Below are 26519 nucleotides of genomic sequence, written 5' to 3'. Positions count from 1 at the left end.
CCGCCCCCTCTCAGCGGACCCGCGACACCCGGCCGCCCACGTCGATCGTGCCGTCCGGGCCCGGACGGGTCAGGATCTGGGAGGCGGCGCCCTGGCGGATGTCGAGGGGGCGGCCCAGTTCGGCGGCGAGGACCATCGCGGAGGCGCCGGTCGCCTCGTCCTCGGTGATGGCGTCGCCGCGGCGGGGGAAGCCGCGGGTGCGGACGCGGCCCGCGGCTTCGTCCGCCCACGCCCAGGCGTAGAGCCAGCCCTCGCCGGGCGGCGGGGCGGGCAGGGCGTCGACTTCGGCGACCGTCGCGTACTGCTCCGTGCGCCGGCCCGGGGCCCACGCGGCACGGCCGCGGATCCAGGTGATGTCGCCCTCGGTCCAGGCGGGGACGTCGCCGGCCGGGGGGCGCAGCAAAGGCGATCGCAGGAGCCAGGCGGTGCCGACCAGGGGGTGGCCGGCGAAGGGGAGCTCCACGCTCGGCGTGAAGATCCGCACCGCGCCGCGCTCCGGATCGTCGATGAAGACCGTCTCGCTGTACCCGAGTTCGGCCGCGATGCGCTGCCGGCCGGCCGCGTCGGAGGAGTCGGCGGTCACCACGCCCAGCGGGTTGCCGCCCCGGCCGTCGGGGCCGATGAAGACCCGCAGTACTTCGTGATCGGTCATGGGTGCGATTCAAGCACCGCCCAGGAAGTGGAAGCCCGGCCGGGGGTGCATCAGGAAGTCGTGGTGCGAGATGTTCCACGCGTACGCCCCGGCCAGCGCGAACACCACCCGGTCCCCGGCCCGTAGACCGCCGGACGGAACCCGGCGGGCGAGGACGTCCTTCGGTGTGCAGAGCTGCCCGGTGAGGGTGATGTGGTCCTGCCGTGCGGCGGGGCGCGGCCAGGGGTGGGGCCAGTGGTCGACGGGCAGGACCGCGCAGGGCTGGTCGTGGTTCTTGGTCGCCGGGGTGCGCAGATGGTGCGTGCCGCCGCGCAGCACGGCGAACTCCTCACCGTGGCTCGGCCTCACGTCCAGGACCTCGGTGGCGTACCAACCGCAGTACGCGGTGAGAGCGCGGCCCGGTTCGATGCGCAGCAGCAGGTCGGGGTGGGCGGCGGTGAGGCGCGCGAGGCCTTCGCCGTACGCGGTCCAGTCGAAGCGGACGCCGGGGTCGGCGTAGTCCACGTTCATGCCGCCGCCGACGTTCACCTCGGGCAGCGCGATGCCGTGCCGGGCAGCCAGGCCCACCGCGAACGTGACCACCTCGCCGGCCACGGCGAGTTGCGCCGCCGCGTCCAGGCCGCTGGCGAGGTGCGCGTGGATGCCGCGCAGCTCCAGCCGCGGGTGGTCGCTGAGCAGCCGTACGGCGCTGTCGGCCTGCGCGGGATCGAGGCCGAACGGCGTGGGGCGGCCGCCCATCGCCAGCGAGCTGCCCTCCAGGGCCGCGCCCGGCACGGGGAGGTTGATGCGCAGCAGGACCGGAACGGTCCGGCCGGGAGCCAGGCGCGCGGCCAGATGCCCGAGCATGCGCAGCTCGTACTCGCTCTCCACGTGGAAGCGCGCCACCCGCAGATCCAGTCCGGCCGCGATCTCGGCCGGGGTCTTGCCCGGGCCGCCGAAGGCCAGCGGGCGGTTCGGGACGGCCTTGCGCACATGGGCCAGTTCGCCGCCGGAGGAGACCTCGAACCCGTCGACGTACGGGGCGAGCGCGGTCAGGATCTCCGGCTCGGGGTTGGCCTTGGCGGCGTAGTAGAGCTCCACGCGCTCGGGGAGCGCGGCCCGGACGGCGGCGGCGTGGGCGCGCAGTTCCGCCAGGTCGTAGAGGTAGGCGGGGAGGTGGTCGGAGGCCAGGTACGCGGCCCGCTCGCGGACCGTTTCGGTGAGGAGGGGTGCGACGGGGGCCGTGGTCATCGGGCGCTCCAGGGTTCGGTGCGGTCGGACGACAGGACGTCCTCCGCCGGCGGCGACGACAGGACGTCCTCCGCCAGCGGCGACGACAGCCGTACGTAGCCGGCCTCGCGGTCGGCCTTGCGCTCCCAGCGGGTGAGCAGGTTGGTCTTGGCGGGCAGCGGGACACCGGCGAGCAGGGCGCTGAGTCGGGGCGGGCAGCCGTGGTCGTCCGCGTACTCGCGCAGCACGGTGCGGACCCGCGCCCACAGGGCCGTCTCGGTCTGCGGATGCAGGTCGGCGAGGGCCGCGAGCAGTTCGGCGACGTGGTTGACGAGCAGGCAGTACATGACGCGGTCCCAGCCGCGTTCCGCGTCGTACGTCATCGGGGCCGCGACCTCGGCGGGCAGCGCGGCGAGGGTCGCGGCGTGGTGCTCGGGGACGAGCTTGGTGCCCTCCAGGTCGCGGAAGAGGACCTGGACGGGGAAGCCGTCGCCGTCCACCCCGATCAGCACGTTCTGCAGGTGCGGTTCCAGCACGACGCCGTGGTCGAAGTAGGCCGCGAGCACCGGCGGGAGCAGCAGCCGCAGGTACGCCGTCCACCAGTCGAGCGCGGCCTGCGGGCCCGTCCCGGCGAGGAGCCGCGAGATGTGCGCGGAACCGGTCGGGTACTCGTCGGCGACGGCGGCGGCCAGCAGCGGGGTGACGCCGGGGCGCAGGTGCGCGTCCAGGCCGTCGCGGACGATGACGCCGAACCCCTCCAGCAGGCCGAGGTCCGGACGCCCGTCGGGGCCCGGCAGGGCGAGGCTGCGGTACGCGGGCTCCCGCAACATGGCGCCGGCCGGGAAACGTTCGGCGAGGTCGGTGAAGACCGGCTCCAGGAGGCGGGTGAGCGCTACCGCGCCGGACAGCTCGTAAGCGGCGTTCTTCCGCAGGCAGTTGGTGATCCTGATGTTGAGGCTGAACTTCAGGAACGTGTCACCGTCGTACAGGGTGCGGACGGAAGCGGTCGGCGCCGCGGGCACGTCGCCGGTGCCCAGGTCGAGGATGTCGCCGCAGGCCAGGGCCGCGCGCAGCGCCGGGTGGTCGTGCAGCAGGCTGTACTGCCACGGGTGTGCGGGAAGCAGCCGGTAGCCGGCGGGCACCGGCCGCAACCGGTCGAGCGGGCCCGCGGCGCCGGGTGCGCTGCACTCCTCCGCCACCAGGTGCTCGCGGACGGCGAAGTGCCGCAGCGGGAACGTCGCGCCCGCCTCGGGGGCGTACGCGGCCCACGACGCGGGGTCGCCGGTGCGCGCCTTCGGGGTGGGGTGGAAGCGGTGGCCGAACAGCAGGGACTGCTCGGACTCCAGGTAGGCGACAGGCGCGTCCCCGCGCGGGAGCGACAGAGCGGCGCTGACGCCCTGGTGGCTGGAGACGACCTGGTCCAGGAACTCGTCGTTGCGCACCCCGGTCCGCAGTGACAGCTCGTCGTGTACGTACTCGGCGAGCCGGTACCAGTCCAGCTCCTTCCACGCGTTCGCGTGCCGCTCCGCCACGGGACCGGTGAACCGGTGGGCGCCGATCAGTGACGTGCGGCGCAGCGCGACCCGCAGCAGCGCGCCCGCGCGGGGCAGCCGCAGCAGGAGGTGGCCGTCCGCGACCGCCGTCTGGTGTTCGGGTCCCGAGACCTCGCGGAGCAGGCAGTTGAGCAGGGTGTGGGCCACGACGTCATCGGCGTCGGGAAGGCCGGTGGGGGGAAGGTCGTCGGCGCGGGTGGCGGAGGGCTGCGCGAGGCGCAGGGGAAGCGTCATCAACGGCTCCATCAACATCAAGGGTGCGAGAAGAGAGCGTGTACGGCGGCTGCGACGGTGACCAGGGCGACCGCGGTGCCCGCGAGAACGGGAGCGGTCGGTCCGAAGGCGCTGTTGCCGAGGGCGGCGACCACTCCGGCGGCGACGGCTCCGCCCTTGGAGACGAACTCCAGGGATCCGAACATCCTCCCCGGTGACCGGCCGCGCACCGCGTCGGCGGCGAGCAGGGAGAGGCAGACCAGGCCGAGGGTGAGTCCGGCGCCGAGCAGCAGCCTGACGGCCGTGAAGGTGATCAGCGAACCGGCCGCGGCGTGCCCCGCGAGACCTGCCGCCACCGCCGTGAAACCGAGGGCGATGCCCAGCCGGGGACGGTCGCGGAAAGCGGAGTGCACGGGCGCCGCGAAGAGCAGGTAGCACAGGTGTGGCAGGGCGAAGAGCGATCCGGAGACGACCGGGGAGATGCCCGATATTCGGTCCCCGAGCAGGGCGATGAGGTACGGGAACGAGATGACGGTCGAGAAGACGAACGCGAACTCGAAGACGTACAGCTCCCGCAGGAGCCGGCGCTGCGCGGTGCCCGGCCGGGTCTCCTCCTGCCGAACCGGCGGGAGCACGATGCCCTCCCGCGGTTCCGGCAGCGCCAGCAGCATCGCGGCGGCGCCCAGCGGGAGGAGGGCGAGCAGCGCGTACTGGCGGTGCGGGGAGAGCCAGGGGGACAGGGAGCCGACGACGATGGGAGCGGCGACGAGGGCGGCGCGGGCGCTGCCCTGCATCAGGGTCAGGGCCCAGGACAGCCGGGTGCCGTCCAGCCCCGCCGCGAGATAGCCGTTGGTGGCGGCGAAGGTGCCGCCGAGGATTCCCTGCAGTACGAGGGCGGCGGTGAAGGTGGGCAGCGAGTCGGCGGCCCCGGCCAGCAGGAACGACAGCGCCAGCCCGAGTTGGGCGCGCAGCAGCAGCCGTTTGCGGCCGTAGCGGTCGGCCAGCCGCCCCCACAGCGGGGCGGCGAGACCGCCGAAGACCGTCGGGACGATGTAGAGCAGCCCGGCCCAGTGCGCGGTCGTGTCGCCCAGTTCCGGCAGGATCGATGTGAGGTACGGGGGCAGGCCGAGCGCGGCGAACGACGCGACGAAGTAGCAGGCCGCGACCGCGTGCACCTGGCGGCGCCCCAGGGCGGGAGCCGGAGTGCGGGCGAGCGTCGCCACCTCCGCGCTCGCCACCTGCGCGCTCGCCACCTGCGCGCTCACCGCTTCCGCGCTCACCGCGGACCACCGTCGAGGAGCAGGTAGTTGGGCCCGGTCGTGTAGTGCTTGTTGATGTCGGCCGCGCCCGAGCGCTCCTTGCTGAGCAGCGTCCCAGCGCTGACCATCGCCTTGACCGGGAGCCGGTCGGCGTTCAGCACCCGCTCGCGCAGCAGCTCGGCCGGCGCGCCGCCGAGGCGGTCGACCGCCTCGGAGAGCCGGTCGCGGACCAGCCGCAGCAGGTGGTCCAGGGGCGCCCGCCCGTGGTCGGCGAGCCCGAACGCGTACGACCCCGCGCACAGGTGGACGGTGATGGTGGTGAACAGGTCGACGAGCGGGTCGTCGGAGACGCAGAAGATCCGCTCGTCGTCGAACTCGTCGATCCGGGCCGGGGTCTCGCCCAGCGCCCGGCTCAGCCGCGCGGTGTTGATCCGCGGTCCGTCGTTGTCCTTCAGGACCAGCCGCAGCCGGGTGGCGCCCGTCGTGCGGTCCCGGTCCAGGGCGAGGGAGATGTTCTGCTGGTGGGACTCCAACGCGATCCCGTAGCCGAAGAGCGTGGTCTGCCAGTCGAACAGCAGCGTCAGGCAGGCATCCAGCAGGGCGATGGGGTCGCCGTCGTAGAAGCGGTCCGCGAGCTGGTCGATCACCAGCCGGCCGTCCGGGGCGCCGGCCAGCAGCGCGGCCATCGGCACCAGCACGGAGTTCTGCAGGTGCTCCGGATAGCGGCGCAGCAGGACGGCGAGGAGTTCGTGCCCGGCGTGGGCGTAGCCGCGCTCGTCGGCGAGCAGCACGGTGTCGCGAAACCGTGGTTCGCGGGCGATCACCTGGTTCAGCAGGCGCTGGCAGGCGGCGCCGTCGGCGAGGGTGCCGGGCTTGATGGTCCGCCGGTTGCGCAGGCCGAGGGTCGCGGTGGCCAGCGGCAGCTTCAGGTGCAGCAGCGGGTACGTGCGGTCCGCGAGCGTGCGCATGGACAGGGTGGGGAGGAGCGTGAGGGGTCGCTGTTCCACGAGGAACGCGCGCTCTTCCAGGCCGGTGGCGCGCAGCGCCGCGTCCAGCGGTTCCCCGGCGGTCAGTGGGTGCACCGGGAGCACGGTGTGGGTGTCGCGCAGTTCCGGCATGCCGAGCGAGGTGGGGGTCGGCCACAGGTAGGAGTACGCCTCGGCGGCGCCGCCGCCGGACTCCGTCACGGACGCGCGGGGCAGGACGAGCCAGCGCAGCGCCACGTCCTCGTGGAACTCCGGTGCGTAGGCGCGCAGTTCGGCCTCGCCGAGCCCGCTGCGGCCGCGCGAGGTCGGATACACGGGGTGGTCGTGGAAGGCTGCCAGCGCGTCGAAGCCCAGGCCGCGCGGGTAGGTCCAGTAGGCGGTGTCGGAGCCGTACCGCTCGACGAGCCGGGCGGTCACCTCGTCGCGCACCCGGTCGTGCAGTCGCAGGGTCACGGCGGTCTGCGCGCACTCCTCGGCGAACGCGTCGAAGCCGGCCCGGTCGACGGGGTCCGCGAGGGCGCGCAGCGCCCGCAGTACGGCGTCGCTGCCGGTGAGTTCGCGGCCGTCCGAGGCGCGTCGCAGCAGCGGCAGCCGGGCCGCGTACTCGCACTGGAAGCCGTCCTCGACCACCGGGAGCAGCAGCGCGTCCGCGAAGCCGCTGTTCCCGGAGCCCCCGTTCCCGGAGCCGCCGTCCCCGTCACCGCCGTACGTGTAGGGCAGCCGCAGCCAGAGCCCGTCGGACTCCTCGACGAGGGTGGAGCGCGTGCGCAGGCCGACGACGTCCTCGCGCAGCAGCGCGCTGAGCACACGCAACATGAGTACCGTGTCGGTGTCCGTGCCGGTGCCGGTGCCGGCGCCCACGCCGACCTCGATGGCCGTCACGGGGTGATCTCCCAGCGCTGCGCCCCCAGGAACTCCGTCACGGTGCGGTCGACGGCCTCCTGGTCGGTGCCGGTGGCGCGCAGGACGCCGAGGTAGTCGCGGTTGGTGTGGTGCAGTTCGTGGCGCTCACCGGTCGCGCGCAGCGGCCGGTAGACGAGCCGGACGCCGTCCACCGTGTGCTCGGACGCGTCGGGCGCGGCCGTCAGGGTGCCCGCCCGCTGCGCGCACGGGTACTCCAGCCGGGCGCGGCCGTCATCGCGGGCGCCGAGGTCGGCGGGGAGCGGCTCGCCGAGGTGGACGCGGAGGATGAGCTCGAAGAGCGGGATGTCGAGCAGGCCGGCGAGTAGCAGGTCACACTGGTCGCCGATGGCCCGGTAGTTGACCTCGATGACGCGGGCTCGGCCGTCCTGGACCACGAACTCGGTGTGACAGGCACCGAACCCGACGCCGAGGGCGTCCAGCTGTGCGAGGACCTGTTCGACGACCGGCTCGGGGTGCGCGGGGACGAAGGTCAGCCGCTCCTCGATGAAGTAGGGCAGCGGCGAGAGCTCGGTGTGGAACCCGCCCAGGACGTGCCGGACGCGGCCGTCGCCGAGCGTCTCCAGCGTGTACAGCTCGCCGGTCAGGTACTCCTCCGCCACGAGTGCCGCCCGCGGGCGGCGCGCCTGGATCTCCTTGCAGCGCAGCACCAGCTCCTCGGCGTCGCCGACGAGGACCACGTCCTCGCTGGCCACGCCCTCGCGCGGCTTCACCACACACGGGTAGGGAACGGGCAGGTCCAGCAGCGCCACGGGGTCCTCACCGGCGGCGAGTTCGGCGGACCAGACGGTGTCGGCTCCGGTGGCGGCCAGGTGGCGGCGCATCTGCGCCTTGTCCTTGGCGCGCAGGGCCGCCTGCCAGGGTTTGGCGGGCAGACCGAAGTACGCGGCCGCGAGGGCGGCCTGGGTCTGCAGGTGGTCGCTGTTGGTGAAGACGGCGTGGGGGGTGGGGCCGGTGGCGATCCGGGTGATGACGGCGCGGAAGTCGCGTACGTCGCACTCCATGACGTCCACCCGGTCGCCGTACAGCTCCTGGTGGGCGGTGGGGAATTCGGTGAGCACGGTGACGTCCAGGCCGAGCCGTGAGGCGGCCGGCAGGAAGCCCTCGGTGACGGAGTCCGTGGGGTTGAGCGCGAGCAGATACAGCCGCATGGCCGGGAGTCCTGTTCTGGGGGCGTGCGGAGGGGAGGGGGCGGGCCGGCGGAGGAGGCCCGCCCCCTTCACACGGAGGGCGTTACTTCGGCAGGTCGACGCCGGCGGCCTTGGCCACGTCGCCGAGCATGCCGATCGCGGCCTGGACGCCGATGCCGGACATCCAGGTCTCGTCGGTCACGTTGACGACCTTGTGGTCCTTGACCGCGTTCAGGCTCTTCCAGACCGGGTTGGACTCGACGACGCTCTGCTGCGTCTTGGCGGGGTCGTCGGAGACGGTGACGAAGACCAGGTCCGCGTCGGCCTTGTCGATCTGCTCGGGGCCGACCTCCAGCATCGCGCTGTGCACGTTCTGCGAGGCGGGGCGGCCCAGGCCGATGTCGGTCAGCACGACACCGCTGAACGAGTCCAGCTGGTAGAGCCGGGTCGGGCCGGCGACGAAGCGGACGACCGAGGCCGTCGGCTCCTTGCCGCCGTTCTTGGCCTTGATGGCCTCACCGAGCTTCTTCGCGCGGGCCTCGTAGGACGTCAGCGCCGTGGCCGCCTCCTTCTCCAGGCCGAGGGCCTTGGCGTGGACGGCCAGGTTCTCCTTCCAGGGGAAGCCGGTGGTCGCGGTGAAGACGGTCGGGGCGATGGCCTTGAGCTTGTCGTAGACCTTCTCGTGGCGGACCTTGGAGGACAGGATCAGGTCCGGCTTGAGGGACGCGATCAGCTCCAGGTTGGGCTCCGCGGACGGGCCGACGTCCTGGGTGCCGTCCGTTTTGCCCTTCAGGTACGCGGGGAAGCCGCCCTCGGACTTCAGGTGCGGCGCCACCGCCCCGACCGGGGTGATGCCGAGCATCGTCACGTCGTCCAGCTCACCCGTGTCGAGCACGACCACGCGCTTCGGCTTCGCCGGGATCGTGGTGCTGCCCATGGCGTGCGTGAGGGTGCGCGGGAAGCCGTCGGCGGTGGCCGCGGTGTTCGACTTGTCGTCCTTGGCTCCGGTTTCGCTGCCACAGGCGGCGAGCGCGCCCACGCCGATGACGAGGGCGACGGGCGCGGCGACCAACCGGACGAGGCGGTGGCGGAGCGGGGCTCTGGTGTTCATGGGGGTGGGGATCCTTGCTGTTGGACAGGACGGGGACGGGGGAGGTCAGATGGCGACGGCGGCGGCGTGCCGTCTGGCGCGTCCGCGCGGGACGACGAGCGGGGTGCCGGTCTCGGGGTCGGGGATGACCTGGCACTCCACGTCGAACACGGACTTCACCAGCGCGGCGTCGAGCACCTCGGAGGGCGGCCCGGTCGCGGCCAGGCGGCCGTCCTGGAGGACGACGAGGTGGTCGGCGTACCGGGCGGCCTGGCCGAGGTCGTGCAGCACCATGACGACGGTGCGCCCGGAGTCGGCGTGCAGGTCCGAGACCAGGTCGAGGACGTCGAGCTGGTGGCGCAGGTCGAGGAAGGTGGTGGGCTCGTCGAGGAGCAGCAGCTCGGTGTCCTGGGCGAGGGCCAGCGCGATCCAGGCGCGCTGCCGCTGGCCGCCGGAGAGCCGGTCCACGTGCTGGTCGCGCAGTTCCGTGGTGCCGGTGCGCTCCAGTGCCTCGTCGACGGCGGCCTGGTCGGTGGCCGACCAGGGGCTCAGCAGCCGCTGGTGCGGGTAGCGGCCGAGCCGGACCAGCGCCTCGACGGTGATCGCGTCGGGGGTGACCGGCTGCTGCGGCAGCAGCCCCATCCGGCGGGCCAGCGCGCGGGCGGGCATCCGGTGGATGTCAGCGCCGTCCAGGGCCACGGTGCCGGCGGCGGGGGAGAGCAGCCGGGTCAGCCCGCGCAGGAGTGTCGACTTCCCGCAGGCGTTGGGGCCGACGATGGCGGTGACGGCGCCGCCGGGCAGGACGAGGTCCAGGCCGCCGATCACCGTGCGGTCGCCGTAGCGCAGGTCCAGGCCGTGGGTGGAGAGCTGGTTGGTACGGGGCTGCCGGTCGGCGCGGGTGGTCATCCGAAACTCCTGTGCGTGGGCCTGCTCTGACGGATCATCAAGGCGAGGAGCCAGGGCGCGCCGAGGGTCGCGGTGACGACGCCGACGGGCAGCCCGTGCACCGGCAGCAGGTGCTGGACGACCAGGTCGGAGCCGAGCAGCAGTACGGCGCCGGTCAGCGCCGACAGGGCGAGCGTTCCCGCCGTCGGCGGCCCGGCGAGGAAGCGGACCACGTGGGGTACGGCGAGGGCGACGAACGCGACCGGGCCGGTGAGCGCGGCGGCCAGCGACGCCAGCACGATGGCCGTGAGGAGCAGGTGCAGACGCGCGGTGGACGGCGCCAGGCCGAGGCCGCCCGCCGAGTCGTCGCCCAGGTCGAGGACGGCGAGGCGCCGGTGCAGGACGAACGCGGCGGCCATCGCCGCCGCCACGGCGGCGCCCGCGGCGGACACCTCGGTCCAGGTCCGCCCGTAGAGCGAGCCGGTCGTCCACTGCAGCGCGGAGTTGGCGAGTTCGGCGGGGAAGCGCACCACCATCAGGTTGACGGCGGCGGCCAGTCCGGCCTGCACGGCCAGCCCCACCAGCACGAGGCGGGTGACGCCGAGCCCCGAGCGCCAGGCGAACGCGCCGAGCAGGACGGCGGCGAGCAGCCCGCCGCCGAGCGCGGCCAGCGGGATGAGGGTCTGCGAGGCGCCGGTGGCGAGCAGCGAGACGGCGCCGAGCGAGGCGCCGCCGGTCACGCCCATGACGTCGGGGGAGGCGAGCGGGTTGCGGAACAGCCGCTGCAGCAGCGCCCCGGCGACGGCGAGGCCCGCTCCGGCGACGAGTGCCGCCGCCATCCTGGGCGCGCGGAACTCCTGGACCACCAGCACGTCACCGGAGTCGCCGAGGCCGATCAGGGCGCGCAGCGCGGTGAGCGCGGGCATCGGGATCTGACCGGTGGTGAGCGCGGTCGTGGCGAGTACGAGGATGGCCGCCACGGCGGCAGCGCTCAGCAGGGCGGTACGGCGTCGGCGGGGGGACGGTCGCGTTCGTACCGAGTGGGTCACGGGAAAAGTCGGGGCGGTCACCGGGCCACCTTCCGGGCCAGCACGGCGAGCAGCGGCGCGCCGAGGAAGGCGGTGACGATGCCGACCTCCAGTTCGGAGGGCGCGATCACGACGCGGCCCAGGACATCGGCGCCGAGCAGCAGCAGGGGGCCGGCGATCAGGCAGCCGGGGACCAGCAGCCGGTGGTCGTTGCCGAACACCAGCCGCACCAGGTGCGGGGCGGCCAGTCCGATGAACGCGACCGGTCCCGCCACCGCGACGGCGGAGCCGGCGAGCAGCACCACGGCGAGACCGCCGGCGACCCGGATCCGCGCCACCGGCACGCCCAGCGCCTGCGCGGTCTCGTCGCCGAGGGCCAGGGCGTTGAGCGCCGGGGTGATGGCCAGCGCGATGACCAACCCGACGGCGATCAGTGGGAGTACGGGGTAGAGGACGTCGAGCGTCCGCCCGGACAGCGAGCCCGCGAGCCAGAACCGGGCCTCGTCCAGGGTGCGGTTGCTCGCCAGCATCACGGCGGAGGTCCAGGAGACCAGGACGGCCGTCAGTACGGTGCCGCCGAGCGCCAGGCGGACCGGGTCCAGATCGCCCGCCCGGCGGGCGAGCGTCTGGGCGAAGAGCGCGGCGGCCGCCGCTCCGGCGAACGCGAACCACAGGTACTGGGCGGGGTGCGTCAGATGCAGGGCGTAGATCGCCGTGACGACGGCGAAGCCCGCGCCCGCGTTGATCCCCAACGTCGTCGGTGAGGCCAGCGCGTTGCGCGTGACGCCCTGGGCGACGGCGCCCGCCACCCCGAGTGCCGCACCGACCGCGAGCCCGATGAGGGTGCGCGGCACGCGGAGCCCGGTGACCACCACGGCGTCGCGGCTGTGCGCGTCGTGGAACAGGGCGTCGAGCACGGTGCCGAGGGGCACCGGCCGCGAGCCGAGGGCGAGGCTCGCGGCGCCGCACAGCGTCAGGGCGACCGCGCCGAGCAGGAACAGCGGTATCCGCCGGGCCGGGGAGGGGAGCCGGCCGGCCACGGCCGCCCGCTGGTTCTTGAGCACCCCTCGATCTTAGGTTAGGTAAACCTAACCTTGTCAACTCGCTGTGTGCCCGCCACGTTACGGGACGTGGGTTCCTCCGAAGAGGGGTTCAGAGTGATCTGACGGCATACGACGTGGTACTGACCGTTTCGTCGTCCAGGCAGGTCCCGGTCACCAGATCGAAGCGCTGCTTGAGCAGGGGGGAGGCGACGTACGCCCGCCCGGCATCCGAGCCGACCAGGCCGCGGGACAGGACATAGGCGCCGGTGAACGGGTCCTGGTTGCCGATCGCGTACAGGGCGCCGTGCCGGTCCTGGAAGAGGGCGGCCTGCGAGCCGTCGGGCAGCAGGGCGGCGACGCCCCGGCCAGGGGTCAGCACCGCGTCGTCGCAGACCGGGAACCACGTGTCGTCGAGGAGGAGTTCGATGGTCATGCGGTGACCGTCCCTTCAAGGGTGCGGATGGCGAGGGTGGGGCCGGCGAGCAGCACCGGGCCGGCCAGGACCTCCAGGTCGGGCTTGACCTGGTCGCGCTCCTCGACGAACCGGACGCTGGGGTCCGGTACGTCGGGCGCGTTGACGAAGGAGACGAAGCGGCTCAGCCGCTCGGGGTCGTTGATGGTGTCCGCCCACTCGTCGCGGTACCCCGCGACGTGTGCGGACATCAGCGACTCCAGTTCGTCGCAGATGCCCAGCGAGTCGTGCACGACGACGTCGCGGATGTGCTCCAGGCCGCCGTCGATCCGCTCCAGCCAGGCGGAGGTGCGCTCGAGGCGGTCCGCGGTGCGGATGTAGAACATCAGGAAGCGGTCGATGAGTCGAACCAGTTCCGCGTCGCTGAGGTCCTGCGCCAGCAGGTCCGCGTGGCGCGGGTCGGCGCCGCCGTTGCCGCCGACGTACAGGTTCCAGCCCGACGCGGTGGCGATGATCCCGAAGTCCTTGCCGCGGGCCTCCGCGCACTCGCGCGCGCACCCCGACACGGCGGACTTGAGCTTGTGCGGCGACCGCAGCCCCCGGTAGCGCAGCTCCAGGTCGATGGCCATCTTCACGCTGTCCTGGACGCCGTAGCGGCACCAGGTGCTGCCCACGCACGACTTCACCGTGCGCAGTGACTTGCCGTACGCGTGCCCCGACTCGAACCCGGCGTCCACCAGCCGCGTCCAGATCAGCGGCAGTTGGTCGACACGGGCACCGAAGAGGTCGATCCGCTGACCGCCGGTGATCTTCGTGTAGAGGCCGAAGTCCCGGGCCACCTCGCCGATCACGATGAGCTTCTCCGGGGTGATCTCACCACCGGGGATGCGCGGCACGATCGAGTACGAGCCGTTGCGCTGCAGATTGGCGAGGAAGTGGTCGTTGGTGTCCTGGATCGCGGCCTGGCCGCCGTCCAGCACATGTACCGGAGCGCCGATCGACGGCGCGAGCGAGGCGATGACCGAGGCCACCGCGGGCTTGCAGATCTCGCAGCCCTCGCCGCCCCTGGCCGCCTCGCGCCCGTGGCTGTCGAGCAGCGCGGCGAACGAGGTGACCCGCAGCGCGCGCACGATCTCGTACAGCTCCTGGCGGGTGTGCGCGAAGTCGCCGCACAGGCCCTTGTCCTCGGCGGGGGGCAGCAGCTGCCCCAGCACCTTGACGCAGCTTCCGCAGCCCGTACCGGCCTTGGTGCACTTCTTGATCTGCGGCACGGTGGTGCAGGAGTGCTCGGTGACGGCGTCGAGTATCGCGCCCTTGGTGACGTTGTGGCAGCTGCAGATCACCGCCGTGTCGGGCAGCGACGACGGGCCGAGCTCGACCGGGCCGCCCGCGCCCGCCGGCAGGACCAGCCGCTCGGGCGGCACCGGCGGCACCGAGCCCGTCATCGGGCGCAGCATGCCGTACGAGTCGGCGTCACCCACCAGGATGCCGCCCAGCAGCACGCCCTCGCGGGAGACCACCAGCTTCTTGTACACGCCGGAGCGCGAGTCGGAGTACAGCACGTCCAGGCAGCCGGGGGTGGCGCCGTGCGCGTCGCCGAAGCTCGCCACATCCACGCCGAGCAGCTTGAGCTTCGTGGAGAGGTCCGCGCCCTTGAAGGAACCCGCGTCGCCCGCGATCATCTTCGCGGCCGTCTCCGCCATCTCGTAACCCGGCGCGACCAGCCCGTACACCCGGCCATCCGAGGCCAGTGCGCACTCGCCGATCGCGTACACCGCCTCGTCCTCGGTACGGCACTGCTCGTCGACGACGATCCCGCCGCGCTCGCCGACCGGCAGCCCGCACTCCCGGGCCAGCTGGTCGCGGGGGCGGACGCCGGCCGAGAAGACCACCAGGCCGGTGGAGAGCGTCGAACCGTCCGACAGCGACATCGAGGCGACCCGTCCGTCCTCGCCCGCGACGATCGCCTGCGTGCCGACACCCGTGTGGACGGTGACACCCATCTCCTCGATGGTGCGCCGCAGCGCCTCGCCGCCGCCCTCGTCGACCTGCACCGGCATCAGGCGCGGCGCGAACTCCACGACGTGCGTGTCCAGTCCGAGCCCCTTCAGCGCGCCCGCCGCCTCCAGGCCGAGCAGGCCGCCGCCGACGACCGTGCCGGTTCCGCCGTTCGCGGCGTACTCCTCGATCGCCAGCAGGTCCTCGATGGTGCGGTACACGAAACAGCCCTCGGCGTCCTTGCCCGGGACCGGCGGCACGAACGGGAAGGAGCCGGTGGCCAGCACCAGCGTGTCGTACGCGAAGGTCAGCCCGGAGCGGGCGGTCACGGTACGGGCCGCGCGGTCGATGGCGAGCGCGGGATCCCCCAGCCGCAGCTCGATGCCGTGCTTCTCCATGAAACCGTCCTCGGCGAGGGCGAGTTCGTCCGGCGTCGTCCCGGAGAAGTACGAGGTCAGGTGCACCCGGTCGTACGCCGCACGGGGCTCCTCGCACAGCACGACCACCCGCGAGCGCTCCGTGACGCCCCGGTCGGCCAGCGCCTCCAGGAACCGCTGTCCGACCATGCCGTGGCCGACCAGCACGATCGTGGGCGTCGTGGGAACGTCCGTCGTGTCAACAGCCGTCGTATCAGCAGCCATGGTCAGGAACCTCCGTCGTTGGTGAGCAGGTGGAGCAGCGGAGCGGATGTGGCCGGGAGCGGCTCGTCGGCCTCCCAGGTGCGGGCGAGCGTGCCCACCGCGGCGAGGTCGCCGAGCAGGATCCCGCCGACCAGCCGGTCGTCCCGTATGACGACCTTCCGGTAGGCGCCGCGGGTCGCGTCCGTGAGGCGCAGTACGTCGTCGCCGGGGACCGGCAGCGGGTCGCCGAAGGCGGCGAGGTCGAAGGGGGCGATGCCGGTTTCGCTGGAACGCGATCCGCCGAGGGTCAGCCGGGTCAGGGCGCGGGTTCCGGTGTAGCGTGGCGCGGCCGCGGGGTGTGCGGCCCGCGCCGCCTCGGCGAGCAGCAGCGACGCCAGCGCGTCCGCCTGCTCACGGGCCGCGTTGGCCAGGCCGTACACGACACCGCCGTGCTGCGAGCAGTCGCCGATCGCGTGGATGAGCGGGTCGGACGTGCGCAGCTCGTCGTCCACGACGATGCCCTTGGCGACCTCGAGCCCCGCCGCCTGCGCCAGCCCGGTGCGGGGGCGCACGCCGCAGGCGAGGACGACCAGGTCGGTGCCGAGGCAGTAGCCGTCGGCGAGTTCGACCGACCGGACGGCCCGTGAGGTGCCTTCCGGCCGGGTCCGCAACCCCCGCACCCGGCACTCGGTGTGGACCTCGATCCCCATCGACTCCAGGTGCGCGCGCAGCAGTTTGCCGGAGTGCTCGTCCAGCTGCCGCTCCATCAGGTACTCGCCCTGCTGGAGCAGGATCACATGGGCGCCGCGAGCGGCGAGCGCCCGCGCCGCGGAGACGCCGAGCAGCCCGCCCCCGACGACCACCGCCCGTACGCCGGGGCGTACCGCCCCGGACAGCGCCAGGCAGTCGTCCATGGTGCGGAAGGCGTGCACGCCCAACGGCAGTTCGCCCCGCCCGGCCTCGAACAGGCCGCGCAGCGGCGGGAGCACCGGGTTGGAGCCGGTGGCCAGCACCAGCCGGTCGTAGCGGGTGGCGGAGCCGTCGTCGCAGATCACGAGCTGCTCGGCGCGGTCCACCCGCACCACCCGGCGTTCCGTGCAGTCGGTGGCCGGCAGCGCGATGACGTCCGGCTCGTACCGCCCGGCGAGGACCTCCGCGAGCAGCACCCGGTTGTACGGGGCGTGCCGCTCCTCACCGAACAGCGTCACCCGGACGTCCGGGGCGGCGGGCGCGAGCTGCTGCGCCAGGCGCGCGCCGGCCATCCCGCCACCCACCACCACGATCTCGGTGCCCGCCTCGATGTCCATGTCCGTCAGCCTGCGGCGTGGCTGTTACCCGGCCGCATCGCATCCGTTTCCCCGAGGGAACGGTGCCCTCAGCGCGGGCCGGCGGCGGGTGTGAGACGGACGTCATCACGTCGTCGCGCTCCGCGCTGTGATCTGCGTGGAGATGATCGTTGCGCAGACTGAATGCCCGGAAACCCGCTTCCGGCCGTCGCGGACGGGTACGGTCGGACGATGGAAGCACCCGACGACAGCCCCGGTTTCCTCTTCTGGCGCACCTCCCTGCACTGGCAGCGCGCGATCGCGGCGGCCCTGGCCCCCCTCGATCTCACCCACGCCCAGTTCGTCCTGCTGGCCGGGCTGTGGTGGCTCGACGGCCAGGGGGAGCAGCCCAACCAGCTCCAGTTGGCCCGGCACAGCGGCACGGACGTGAAGATGACGTCCCAGGTGCTCCGCCGGCTGGAGGACAAGGGCCTGCTCACCCGGGTGACCGATCCGAGCGACACCCGGGCCAAGCGGCTCGGCATCACCCCCGCGGGTGCCCGGCTCGCCGCGAAGGCGGTCGCCGCCGTCGAGTCGACCGACGCGGCGTTCTTCGGCGCGGTGCCCGACGGGGAGGCGCTGCTCGTCGCGCTGCGCGCGCTGGCGGTACCGCCAGCGCCCTGATACTTGGTCCGTGACCGGATCGGTCCGCATCGAGGCACAATGGTGTCTGTCCCGCGGACCCGCCGAGGGCGAGGATCGAGGCATGAACCGAGCACTGATCGTCATCGACGTCCAGCAGTCCTTCCTCCAGCGCCCGCTGTGGGCGGCCTCGTCCAACCCCGGCATCGTCGGCCAGGTGAACCGCCTCGTGGCGCACGCCCGCGACGAGGGCGACCTCGTCGTCTGGGTGCTGCACAGCGAGCCCGGCACCGGGGACGCCTTCGACCCGGAGAGCGGTCACGTCCGCCTGATGGAGGGGCTGGAGCCGCTCGACGGCGAGCCGGTGCTCACCAAGACCGCGCACAACGCCTTCACCACCACCAACCTCCAGCAGCTCCTCACCTCGCGCGGTGTCACCGAGGTCGTTATCAGCGGCATCCGCACCGAGCAGTGCGTCGAGACGACGACCCGGCTCGCCTCCGACCTCGGGTACGGGGTCACCTTCGTCACCGACGCGACCGCCACCACCCCCATCGAGCACTGGGACGCGCCGGCCGGCCGCTCGGTCGAGGAGATCCTCGCCGACCCCCGCACCCTGCAGACCGACGACATCATCGCCCGCACCGAGTACGCGCTCGCCGGCCGGTTCGCCCGTGTGACCACCGTCAAGGAGCTGACCGGATCGTGACCCGGGTGGTCTTCCTGCTCATCCCGCACCTGCATCTGCTGGATCTCGCGGGCCCTGCGCAGGTGTTCTCGACCGCGGCCGACTTCGGCCACGACTACGAGACCGCCTACGTCGGCGAGCGGGAAGACATCCCCACCGCCCAGGGCGTCCCGCTCAGAGCGGCCACCCAGTGGCCCGACCTCACCGCCGACGACCTGGTGATCGTCCCCGGCTGGCGATCCCGCACCCTGACGCAGAACGGGGTGCTGGAGGAATCCACGCTCCAGCGGCTCCGTGACCACCACGCCGCGGGCGGCGTGGTCGCCAGCATCTGCGCGGGCGCCGACGCCCTCGGCCGGGCCGGCCTCCTGGACGGCCGCCGCTGCACCACCCACCACGACGTGCAGGACGAACTCGCCCTGCGCCACCCGCGGGCCACCGTCGTACGCGACGTGCTCTACGTGGTCGACGACCGCGTCGTCACCTCCGCCGGCATCGCCAGCGGTATCGACCTCGCGCTGCACCTCGTCGCGGGCCGGCACGGGCCGGGCGCCGCCGCCCGCATCGCCCGCAACATGGTCGTCTACGCCCGCCGCAACGGCGACGAACAGCAGACCAGCGCGATGCTCCGGCACCGCGCCCACCTCAGCGACGCCGTCCACCGCGTCCAGGACCTCATCGACGCCCGCTTCTCCGAACACCTCGCGCTCACCGACCTCGCCGCCACCTCCGGCGTCAGCGAACGCACCCTCACCCGCCGCTTCGGCGAGGCCACCGGCCTCACCCCGCTCCGCTACCAGCAGGTCCTCCGCGTCGAGCGCGCCGAACACCTCATCTCCCACGGCTCCACCATCGAATCCGCCGCCCGGGCCGTGGGCTTCGAAGACGCCCGAATGCTCCGCAGACTGCGCGCACGGGCGTGACGGTCAGCGGTCGAACTCACCGGCGGTGAGGGCGCTGTGAAAGGCGCCCCAGGCACTGCTGGGGTGAGAGCGGTGCGGTGTGGTTCTTCTGCGGTGCTGCGCACCTTGACCGGCCCGCTGTGCGCCCTGCCGGCAGGTGGCAGGGGTGGGTGGCTGGGGTGAGAGCGGTGCGGTGTGGTTCTTCTGCGGTGCTGCGCACCTTGACCGGGGGAGGGGGCCCGTCGCTGCGCGCCTGTGGGGTGGCCCGCTGCGCGGCCCGGGTGGGGGAGTGGGGCGGTCCGCTGCGCTGCCCGTTGCGGCGTGGCGGGGTGGTTGCGTTGGGAGATGCCCCTCGGGTGGCGCCCGGGCGGGCAGCGGCGTTTGGTCCCTTCTTCTGCGCCGAATGTGGGTCTGGTGTGACTGACAAGGTCAAACGGGTCCCGTGGGGCGTTGTCCTGGGAGAAGTTGATCAGCGTGTGTGTCCAGAGCTTCACTTGGCGAGGCTCCGGCCCCTCACGCTGATCCGTTGGCCGGGGCCGGGCCCTACCGCCCCCACCATCCCCCGGCCCCCGCCCGGGGAGCGAAGCGAACCGGCCTCACCCCGCATCCCGGCCGCGCAGCGGGCCGGTCCCGTTGCCAGGCGCGCAGCGCCGGGGCATCCCCCCTCCGCGCGGTCAAGGTGCGCAGCGCCGCAGACGCACCCCTTCGCACTCTTCGAACCGGTCCGGCCACCGACCCGCCGTCAGGCTTCGACCCCGCGGACCGTCACCACCGGCTCGTGGCGGACCGGGAAGTTGACGGAGCTTGCGATGAAGCAGGTGCGGTGGGCGTCGTCGTGGAGGGAGATTGCCTTGTCGGCCATCTCCTGGGAGGCGACCTCCACCTGGGGGCGGAGGATCGCCTCGGTGAAGTGGCCGCCCCCCGGGGTGGTTTCCATCGTGCCGTGCGCGTTGTCCGTGTAGGCGGTGACGCTGACGCCGCCGACGGCGCAGACGTGCAGGTAGGCGAGCATGTGGCACTGCGACAGTGCCGCGAGGAGCAGCTGTTCGGGGTTCCAGCGGGTGGCGTCGCCGCGGAAGGTCGGGTCGGAGCTGCCCAGGATGGTGGGGAGGCCCGCTGCGGAGACGTCGTGGGAGCGGTCGTAGGCACGGTAAGTGCTCGTCCCGGTACCGAGGTTGCCGGTCCAGGTGACCGTCGTGTCATACGTGTGGGACATGGGCGCCGACTCTCCTTCTGCGTACCTTCCGGACAGCGCCCAGCGTACGGTCAGGCTCCCGCGGCCGCCGCTTCCACCCGCACCGCGCAGACCTTGAACTCCGGCATGCGGGACGTCGGGTCCAGGGCCGGGTTGGTCAGGTTGTTGGCGCGGCCCTCGCCCGGCCAGTGGAACGGCATGAAGACGGTGTCGGGGCGGATGGCGGAGCTGATCAGCGCGGGGGCGACGGCGCGGCCCCGGCGGCTCGTGACCGCGAGAGCGTCGCCCTCGGCGACGCCGAGACGCTCGGCGAGCTGCGGATGGAGCTGCACGAAGGGGCCGGGGGAGGCGGCGTTGAGTTCGCGGACGCGGCGGGTCTGGGCGCCGGACTGGTACTGCGCCAGGACGCGTCCCGTCGTCAGGTAGAGCGGGTACTCCGCGGACGGTTCCTCCGCCGAGGGCCGGTGCAGGACCGGGACGAAGCGGGCCCGGCCGTCGGGCGTCGCGAAACGGTCGAGGAAGAGGCGGGGCGTGCCGGGGTGCGTGGACGGCGTCTCCGGGCACGGCCAGAAGACGCCGTCCTCCTCCGCGATCCGCCGGTACGTGATGCCCGAGTAGTCCGCCGGGCCGCCCGCCGACGCGCGGCGCAGCTCGTCGAAGACCTCCTCGGGATCGGTCGGGAAGCCCTTCTCCCAGCCGAGCCGTGCGGCGAGCCCGTGCAGGACCTCCAGGTCCGTGCGGATCTCCGGCGGCGGGTCGATCGCCTTGCGGCGCAGGATCACCCTGCCCTCCAGGTTGGTCGTCGTGCCGGTCTCCTCCGCCCACTGGGTGACCGGCAGGACGACGTCCGCCATCTCGGCGGTCTCCGACAGGACGACGTCGCAGACCGCGAGGAAGTCGAGCGACGCGATCCGTTCGGTGATATGGGCGGCGCGCGGCGCCGAGACGACCGGGTTGGAGCCCATCAGCAGCAGTGCGTGTACGTCCACGCCGAGCGCGTCCAGCAGTTCGTACGCGCTGCGTCCGGGCGCCGGCAGGTCGTCGGGATCGACGCCCCACACCGCCGCCACGTGCGCCCGCGCCGCCGGGTCGTCCAGCTTGCGGTAGCCGGGGAGCTGGTCGGCCTTCTGGCCGTGCTCGCGGCCGCCCTGCCCGTTGCCCTGGCCGGTGAGGCAGCCGTAGCCGGAGAGGGGGCGGCCCGCGCGGCCGGTGGCGAGGCACAGGTTGATCCAGGCGCTGACGGTGTCGGTGCCCTTGGACTGCTGCTCGGGGCCGCGCGCGGTCAGGACCATCCCGTCCGGCGTGGAGCAGAACAGCCGCACCGCCTCCCGCAGCTGCGGCACTGGCACCCCCGTGATGCGCTCCACCAGCTCCGGCCAGTGCGCCATCACCCCCGGCCGCGCTTCCGCCCAGCCGTTCGTGCGCTCCGCGATGAACTCCTCGTCCAGGTACCCCTCGGCGAGGGCCAGGTGCAGCAGCCCGAGCGCGAGCGCCAGGTCGGTGCCGGGCCGGGGCTGCAGATGCAGATCGGCCTGCTCGGCGGTACGGGTGCGGCGCGGGTCGACGACGATCAGCTTGCCGCCGCGCTCGCGCAGCTCCGTCAGGTAGCGCAGCGCGGGCGGCATCGTCTCGGCGAGGTTGGACCCGACGAGGATCACGCAGCCGGTGCGGGCGACGTCCTCCAGCGGGAACGGCAGACCGCGGTCGAGGCCGAAGGCCCGCTGGTGGGCGGCGGCGGCCGAGGACATGCAGAACCGGCCGTTGTAGTCGATCTGCGAGGTGCGCAGCACCACCCGGGCGAACTTGCCGAGCGCGTACGCCTTCTCGTTCGTCAGCCCGCCGCCGCCGAAGACCCCGACGGCGTCGCGGCCGTGCGCGGCACGTGTCCGCAGCAGACCCTCGGCGACGCGGTCGAGCGCCTCGTCCCAGCCGGCCGGCTCCAGCGCGCCGCTCGCACCGCGGACCAGCGGCCCGGTCAGCCGCGCGCCACGCGCCAGCACCTCGGGCGCGGTGCGCCCCTTGCCGCACAGCGCGCCCCGGTTCACCGGGAACGCCGTCCGCTCGACGACCTCGACGCCGCCCGTGGGCAGCGCCACCAGTCCCATGCCGCACTGCAGGGCGCAGTAGGGACAGTGCGTGTCAACGGTGCTCGGGCTCATGCGCCCAGCCTGCGCCGTACGTGTTTCACCCCCGTACGCGACGCGGTTACACGGCCGGTACGTGCACCTCAGCGCGCCGCGGGGGCGGGTGTGAGGACGCCGGTCGGCGCGCTGGTCAGGGCGTTTCCGCGAGGGCCCGCGTCACGCCCTGCTCCTTGGGCCCGAGGAAGACGGGGTCGGGCTCGACCACCACGTCCAGCGCCGCCTTGACCGCCGCGACGAGCTCGCGCCCGCCGCCGTAGAACCACGTCACGTCGTGCGGCTCGTCGACGCCGACGCCGTACCCCTGGACGCCCGCGGCGTCGCACAGCGCCAGAGCCCGCCGGATGTGGAAGCCCTGGCTGACGAGGATCGCCCGGTCCACCCCGAAGATCCGCTTGGCGCGGCTGCAGGAGTCCCAGGTGTCGAAGCCGGCGTAGTCCAGCACGACCTTCGACGCGGGCACGCCCTGCTTCGCCAGATAGCCGAGCATCGCGCCCGGCTCGTCGTAGTCGGTGCGGCTGTTGTCGCCGGTCACCAGGATCGCCCGCACCTTGTGCGTCCGGTACAGCTCGGCGCCCGCGTCCAGCCGGTGCGCGAGGTACGGCGACGGCTTCCCGTCGTCCAGCCCCGCGCCGAACACCACCGCCACCGGCTCCGCCGGTACGTCCGCGACCGCGCGCACCCGACCGTCCGCCGAGGCCTGCAGCCAGGTCGCGGGCAGCAGCGCCAGAACGCAGCAGGCCATCACGGCCTGCACGAGCAGCCGACGGCCGCGCCGGGTCCGCGGCGGCCGCAACCCCCGCAGCACGCGCAATCCACGCCATCCGCGCAGCACGGCGGGCACCGCCGCGCGTATCCGGCCCGGCTTCATGCGGCGCCCCCTCGTTGATCGACCCCCGTCGTCCGGATCGACGCGTACGGCGCCGGTACGGTTCCGGACACGATGGACGCAGCCGCGCCCCGACGACGAGAGGACCGCCGCCGTGACCCCGCCTCCCCGGCCCCGCCTGCCGTTCTTCGTCTACGGGACGCTCCGTCCCGGCCAGGCCAACCACGTCCTGGTGGCGGGCCGTACCGCGCCCCCGCGGCCCGCCGTGCTGCCGGGGGTGCTGCTGTATGAGGGGCCCGGCTACCCGTACGCGGTCGCCGGTCCTGACGACGCGGTCACCGGCGGCGTGCACGGCGAGCTGCTGCACGTCCTTCCCGGCCACTACGAGCGCGTCCTCGCCGATCTCGACCGCCTGGAGGAGCACGTTCCGGGCGCGCGCGGGAACCTGTACGAGCGGTCGGCGCTGCGCGTGGTCTGCGACGGCCGGCCGTGCGACGCCTGGGTGTACCTCGCGGGGGAGGAGCCGGCGGCGGCCCTGCGGGCCTCGGGGCAGGTCATACCCGGCGGCGACTGGGTCCGCGCCCAGCGGCCTCACAGGCGGTCCTGACGACCGTGAGGGGGAGGTAAAAACTTGTCATCGCCGGGCAACGCGGGCGCAACCTGCGCCCCGCACGCTCGGTCCATGACGGCGTCGACAGCGCACCCGCAACCGCACCCGGAGTCCGGCCGCCCCGCCGGCCCGGACGGCTCCAGCCCGTCGGACGGCTCCAGCCCGTCGGACGGCTCCAGCCCGTCGGACGGCTCCAGCCCGTCCGGTGGCTCCAGCCCGTCCACCAGCTTCGACAGTACGGCGCAGCTCATGAACCGGATCACCGCGCAGCTCAGCAACCAGCTCGCCCGCGTCACCCTCACCGCGGCCCCGCGCCGTCCCGCACTGGTCGCCGTGGCGCACGGCAGCCGCGACCCCGAGGCTCGGCGCACCGTGCGCGCGCTCCTCGACCGGGTCCGGACGCTGCGCCCCGGCCTGCCCGTCCACCTCGGGCACATCGAGCTGAACGAGCCGCTGCTCGACGACACGCTCGCGGCGCTGCACGGCGACGTGGTGCTCGTACCGCTGCTGCTCGGCCACGGCTACCACGTCAAGCAGGACATACCGCAGGCGCTGGCCCGAGCCCCGCACCTGCGCGGACTGACCGCGGCGCCGCTCGGCCCGCACCCCTTGCTCGCCGAGACGCTGCACGTGCGCCTCACCGAGGCCGGCTGGCGCAAGGGCGCGCGGCGCGCGGGCGTCGTGCTGGCGGCGGCCGGCTCCCGCGACCCCGAGTGGCCCGCCGACACCGCCCGCACCGCCGAACTCCTCAGCCGAAGGCTGGGCGGCGCCCCCGTACTGCCCGCCTACGCCTCCGGCGCCGGGCCCTCGGTCGCGGAGGCGGCCGGTGCGCTGGCCGCGCGCGGCCACCGGGTCGCGGTCAGCTCGTACTTCACCGCCCCCGGCCGGTTCGCCACCCAGACCTCCGCCGGGGCGCCGTGGATCGCGGCGGCGCCGCTGGGCGCGCACAGCGCCATGGCCCGCCTGGTGCTGCACCGCTACGACCAGGCCCTGGCCGCCGCCGGCCGGCCCGCGCCACTCCATCTCGCCAGCGCGTGACCCGGTACGAACCCCGCACGGGGTCGCAGGACCGATGGCGCGTCTGTCACAGCGGAGCGTTACGGTCACAGGCATGGAAGCGAACTACCGGACCGACGCGGCGGCCGCGCACCTCGGGCCGTACGAGCGGTGGGGGCCGTACGGGGACGCCGACACCGACCGCTATGTGATCGAGCCCGACAAGCGGCCGGGCCGCACGGCGTTCCAGCGCGACCGGGCGCGGGTGCTGCACTCGGCCGCGCTGCGCCGGCTGGCGGGCAAGACCCAGGTGGTCGACCCGGATTCGGCCCTGATGAACACCAGCCCGCGCACCCGCCTGACGCACTCGCTGGAGTGCGCGCAGGTGGGGCGGGAGCTGGGCGCCGCGCTCGGCAGCGACCCCGACCTCATCGAGACGGCGTGCCTGGCGCACGACCTCGGCCACCCGCCCTTCGGGCACAACGGCGAGCAGGTGCTGGCCGAGGTCGCCGAGGCGTGCGGCGGCTTCGAGGGCAACGCGCAGTCGCTGCGACTGCTGACCCGGATCGAGCCGAAGCGTTTCCGGCGGGACGCGGACGGCACGATGGTGAGCGTCGGCCTGAACCTCACCCGCGCCGCCCTGGACGCCGCCACGAAGTACCCGTGGCCGCGCGGCGGCCACCCCACGAACCGCGACAGCCCCAAGTTCGGGGCCTACGAGGACGATCTGCCGGTCTTCGACTGGCTGCGGGCCGGCGCCCCGCAGGACCGGCAGTGCTTCGAGGCGCAGGTCATGGACTGGGCCGACGACGTCGCGTACTCGGTGCACGACGTGGAGGACGGCCTGCACGCCGGCCACCTCGACCCGAATCTGCTGCTCGCGGACGCCGAGCGGGCGGACATCTTCGACTGCGCGGGGGAGCGGTACGCGGCCGACTCCAGCCCCGACGAGCTGGCCGAGGCCCTCGACCGGCTCCTGGAGCAGCCGTGGTGGCCGCACGGCTATGACGGCTCGGCCATCTCCCAGGCCCGGTTGAAGGACGCCACCTCGCAGCTCATCGGCCGGTTCTGCCTGGCCGCAGAGCGCGCCACCCGCGAGGCGTACGGCACCGGGCGGCTCACCCGGTACCGCGCCGAGCTGGTCGTGCCACGCGAACAGCGCCTGGAGTGCGCCGTCCTCAAGGCGGTCGCCGACCGGTACGTCATGCAGCGCGCCGCGCAGGAACGCCGCCGCGCCGAGCAGCGCATCCTCATCGCGGAGCTGGCCGAAGCGCTGCTGGCCCGCGCCCCCGAGGGCCTGGACCCGCAGTTCCGCGGCATCTTCGACGAGGCGGATGACGACAGCGCGCGGCTGCGCGCCGTCGTCGACCAGATCGCGTCGCTCACCGACGCGACGGCCACGGCGCTGCACGCACGCCTGACGACGGGCCGTTCCGCCCGGCTGGTGTGAGGCACGGCGGGGGGTGGGGAGTGCGGAGCGGGGGGCTGAGGTTCGGGCGGTGCGCAGTGGTGCGTCTGCGGCGCTGCGCGCCTTGACCGCGCGGAGGGGGAGGGCCCTGGCGCTGCGCGCCTGGCAGGGGTCGACCCCGCTGCGCGGTCCGGGCGAAGGGACTGCGGTCCGCTGCGCTGCCCTTGCCGGGTGGGCGGGTGGTGTGGCGCCGGGGGTGCCGTGCGGAGGGGGAGTCCTGGAGTGACATGGGTTCGCTGCGCTGCCCTTGCTGGGGGGTGCGGTGCGCGGGTCTCCTGCGGAGGGTGGTCGCAGGGGAAGCGAGGTTTGGTCCGCTCTTGTTGCCGGAATGCGGGTCGGGTGGGGCTGGGTGTGACTCGTGGTGTTGATGGGGCGCTTTCTGCGGGGATGTGGATCACTTAGGTCGGTCAGAACTCGCTTGAGCGATGCTCCGGCCGCCCGAAGTGATCCACTCGCCGGAGCCGATGGGCGCCACCCGCACTGCCGCACCAACTGACCCGCGCCGCCCCATCCGCCTCACCCACCCGACCACCGGGCAAGGGGAGCGCAGCGGACCGGAATTCACTGCGCCTCTCGGGCCGCGCAGCGGTGCCGTCCCCTGCCGGGCGCGCAGCGCCAGGGCCCTCCCCCCTCCGCGCGGTCAAGGTGCGCAGCGCCGCAGACGCACCGCTCCGCATCTGCCGGTACTCCCGCCCCCGCACCCCCGCGGTGCGAAGACCCGCCCCCGCTCACCTGCCCCCGCACCCCCGCAGTGCGAAGACCCGCCCCCGCTCACCTGCCCCCG

Annotated in this window: 22 protein-coding genes; 6 read left to right on the top strand and 16 right to left on the bottom strand. The window is 73.6% G+C overall.

The features are described from left to right. Positions 1-10 precede the first annotated feature (10 nt). The 13 genes from M2266_RS11700 to M2266_RS11640 form a co-directional block, all read right to left on the bottom strand. Positions 11-652, bottom strand: coding sequence for a PhzF family phenazine biosynthesis protein (locus M2266_RS11700; protein ID WP_277438141.1), 642 nt, complete (start codon positions 650-652; stop codon positions 11-13). Positions 653-661: 9 nt separating this feature from the next. Beyond that, positions 662-1882, bottom strand: a complete 1221-nt coding sequence (locus M2266_RS11695; protein ID WP_277438140.1) for a type III PLP-dependent enzyme — start codon at positions 1880-1882, stop codon at positions 662-664. Continuing rightward, positions 1879-3648: an IucA/IucC family protein gene (locus M2266_RS11690; protein ID WP_277438139.1), complete on the bottom strand. Its 1770-nt coding sequence runs from the start codon at positions 3646-3648 to the stop codon at positions 1879-1881. Before M2266_RS11690 ends, M2266_RS11695 begins: the two co-directional genes overlap by 4 nt. Positions 3649-3665: 17 nt before the next feature. Continuing rightward, the gene (locus M2266_RS11685; protein ID WP_277441163.1) at positions 3666-4850 is read right to left on the bottom strand and encodes an MFS transporter; all 1185 of its coding nucleotides are present in this window, start codon (positions 4848-4850) and stop codon (positions 3666-3668) included. A gap of 53 nt (positions 4851-4903) precedes the next feature. Further along, positions 4904-6688 (bottom strand): IucA/IucC family protein, encoded by a 1785-nt coding sequence (locus M2266_RS11680; protein ID WP_277441162.1) that lies wholly within the window; start codon positions 6686-6688, stop codon positions 4904-4906. Between the two features lie 62 nt (positions 6689-6750). Further along, positions 6751-7944, bottom strand: a complete 1194-nt coding sequence (locus M2266_RS11675) for an ATP-grasp domain-containing protein (RefSeq protein WP_277438138.1) — start codon at positions 7942-7944, stop codon at positions 6751-6753. A gap of 82 nt (positions 7945-8026) precedes the next feature. After that, complete coding sequence (locus M2266_RS11670) at positions 8027-9034, bottom strand: iron-siderophore ABC transporter substrate-binding protein (RefSeq protein ID WP_277438137.1); 1008 nt, start codon at positions 9032-9034, stop codon at positions 8027-8029. 45 nt (positions 9035-9079) lie between these two features. Next, on the bottom strand, positions 9080-9919 hold the full coding sequence (locus tag M2266_RS11665; RefSeq protein WP_277438136.1) for an ABC transporter ATP-binding protein: 840 nt from the start codon (positions 9917-9919) through the stop codon (positions 9080-9082). Then, entirely contained in the window at positions 9916-10896 is a 981-nt protein-coding gene (locus tag M2266_RS11660; RefSeq protein WP_277441161.1) for an iron ABC transporter permease, read from the bottom strand. Before M2266_RS11660 ends, M2266_RS11665 begins: the two co-directional genes overlap by 4 nt. A gap of 68 nt (positions 10897-10964) precedes the next feature. Next, on the bottom strand, positions 10965-11933 hold the full coding sequence (locus tag M2266_RS11655) for an iron ABC transporter permease (RefSeq protein WP_277441160.1): 969 nt from the start codon (positions 11931-11933) through the stop codon (positions 10965-10967). 145 nt (positions 11934-12078) lie between these two features. Further along, a complete protein-coding gene (gene nirD, locus M2266_RS11650; RefSeq protein ID WP_277438135.1) occupies positions 12079-12402 on the bottom strand; it encodes a nitrite reductase small subunit NirD in 324 nt (107 codons plus the stop codon). Beyond that, positions 12399-15020 carry a nitrite reductase large subunit NirB gene (gene nirB, locus M2266_RS11645; protein WP_277438134.1) on the bottom strand — a complete coding sequence of 874 codons (2622 nt, stop codon included), beginning with the start codon at positions 15018-15020 and terminating at the stop codon, positions 12399-12401. Before nirB ends, nirD begins: the two co-directional genes overlap by 4 nt. 2 nt (positions 15021-15022) lie before the next feature. After that, entirely contained in the window at positions 15023-16306 is a 1284-nt protein-coding gene (locus M2266_RS11640) for an FAD-dependent oxidoreductase (protein WP_277438133.1), read from the bottom strand. A gap of 210 nt (positions 16307-16516) precedes the next feature. On the opposite strand from M2266_RS11640, the gene M2266_RS11635 reads away from it, so the two are divergent. The 3 genes from M2266_RS11635 to M2266_RS11625 all read left to right on the top strand — a co-directional run bounded on the left by M2266_RS11635 (position 16517) and on the right by M2266_RS11625 (position 18517). Beyond that, complete coding sequence (locus tag M2266_RS11635) at positions 16517-16948, top strand: MarR family winged helix-turn-helix transcriptional regulator (protein ID WP_277438132.1); 432 nt, start codon at positions 16517-16519, stop codon at positions 16946-16948. An 82-nt stretch (positions 16949-17030) separates the two neighbouring features. Further along, positions 17031-17615 (top strand): cysteine hydrolase family protein, encoded by a 585-nt coding sequence (locus M2266_RS11630; protein WP_277438131.1) that lies wholly within the window; start codon positions 17031-17033, stop codon positions 17613-17615. Next, entirely contained in the window at positions 17612-18517 is a 906-nt protein-coding gene (locus M2266_RS11625) for a DJ-1/PfpI family protein (RefSeq protein WP_277438130.1), read from the top strand. Before M2266_RS11630 ends, M2266_RS11625 begins: the two co-directional genes overlap by 4 nt. 721 nt (positions 18518-19238) lie before the next feature. Here the strand turns inward: M2266_RS11625 and M2266_RS11620 are convergent. The 3 genes from M2266_RS11620 to M2266_RS11610 all read right to left on the bottom strand — a co-directional run bounded on the left by M2266_RS11620 (position 19239) and on the right by M2266_RS11610 (position 22703). Continuing rightward, positions 19239-19712, bottom strand: coding sequence for an OsmC family protein (locus M2266_RS11620; RefSeq protein ID WP_277438129.1), 474 nt, complete (start codon positions 19710-19712; stop codon positions 19239-19241). Positions 19713-19762: 50 nt separating this feature from the next. Continuing rightward, positions 19763-21850, bottom strand: a complete 2088-nt coding sequence (locus M2266_RS11615; RefSeq protein WP_277438128.1) for a molybdopterin oxidoreductase family protein — start codon at positions 21848-21850, stop codon at positions 19763-19765. Positions 21851-21965: 115 nt separating this feature from the next. Beyond that, complete coding sequence (locus M2266_RS11610; RefSeq protein WP_277438127.1) at positions 21966-22703, bottom strand: ElyC/SanA/YdcF family protein; 738 nt, start codon at positions 22701-22703, stop codon at positions 21966-21968. 112 nt (positions 22704-22815) lie between these two features. Here M2266_RS11610 and M2266_RS11605 point away from each other — a divergent pair, with 112 nt between their 5' ends. The 3 genes from M2266_RS11605 to M2266_RS11595 all read left to right on the top strand — a co-directional run bounded on the left by M2266_RS11605 (position 22816) and on the right by M2266_RS11595 (position 25717). Continuing rightward, positions 22816-23268, top strand: a complete 453-nt coding sequence (locus tag M2266_RS11605; protein WP_277438126.1) for a gamma-glutamylcyclotransferase family protein — start codon at positions 22816-22818, stop codon at positions 23266-23268. A 252-nt stretch (positions 23269-23520) separates the two neighbouring features. Continuing rightward, complete coding sequence (locus tag M2266_RS11600; protein ID WP_277441159.1) at positions 23521-24309, top strand: sirohydrochlorin chelatase; 789 nt, start codon at positions 23521-23523, stop codon at positions 24307-24309. 73 nt (positions 24310-24382) lie between these two features. Beyond that, positions 24383-25717 carry a deoxyguanosinetriphosphate triphosphohydrolase gene (locus tag M2266_RS11595; RefSeq protein WP_277438125.1) on the top strand — a complete coding sequence of 445 codons (1335 nt, stop codon included), beginning with the start codon at positions 24383-24385 and terminating at the stop codon, positions 25715-25717. Positions 25718-26519 lie beyond the last annotated feature (802 nt).

The sequence above is a fragment of the Streptomyces sp. SPB162 genome (genome assembly GCF_029504575.1).
Taxonomy (GTDB): domain Bacteria; phylum Actinomycetota; class Actinomycetes; order Streptomycetales; family Streptomycetaceae; genus Actinacidiphila.
The sequence above is the reverse complement of the archived record's forward strand: the minus strand, read 5'-3'. Positions and strand labels throughout refer to the sequence as shown.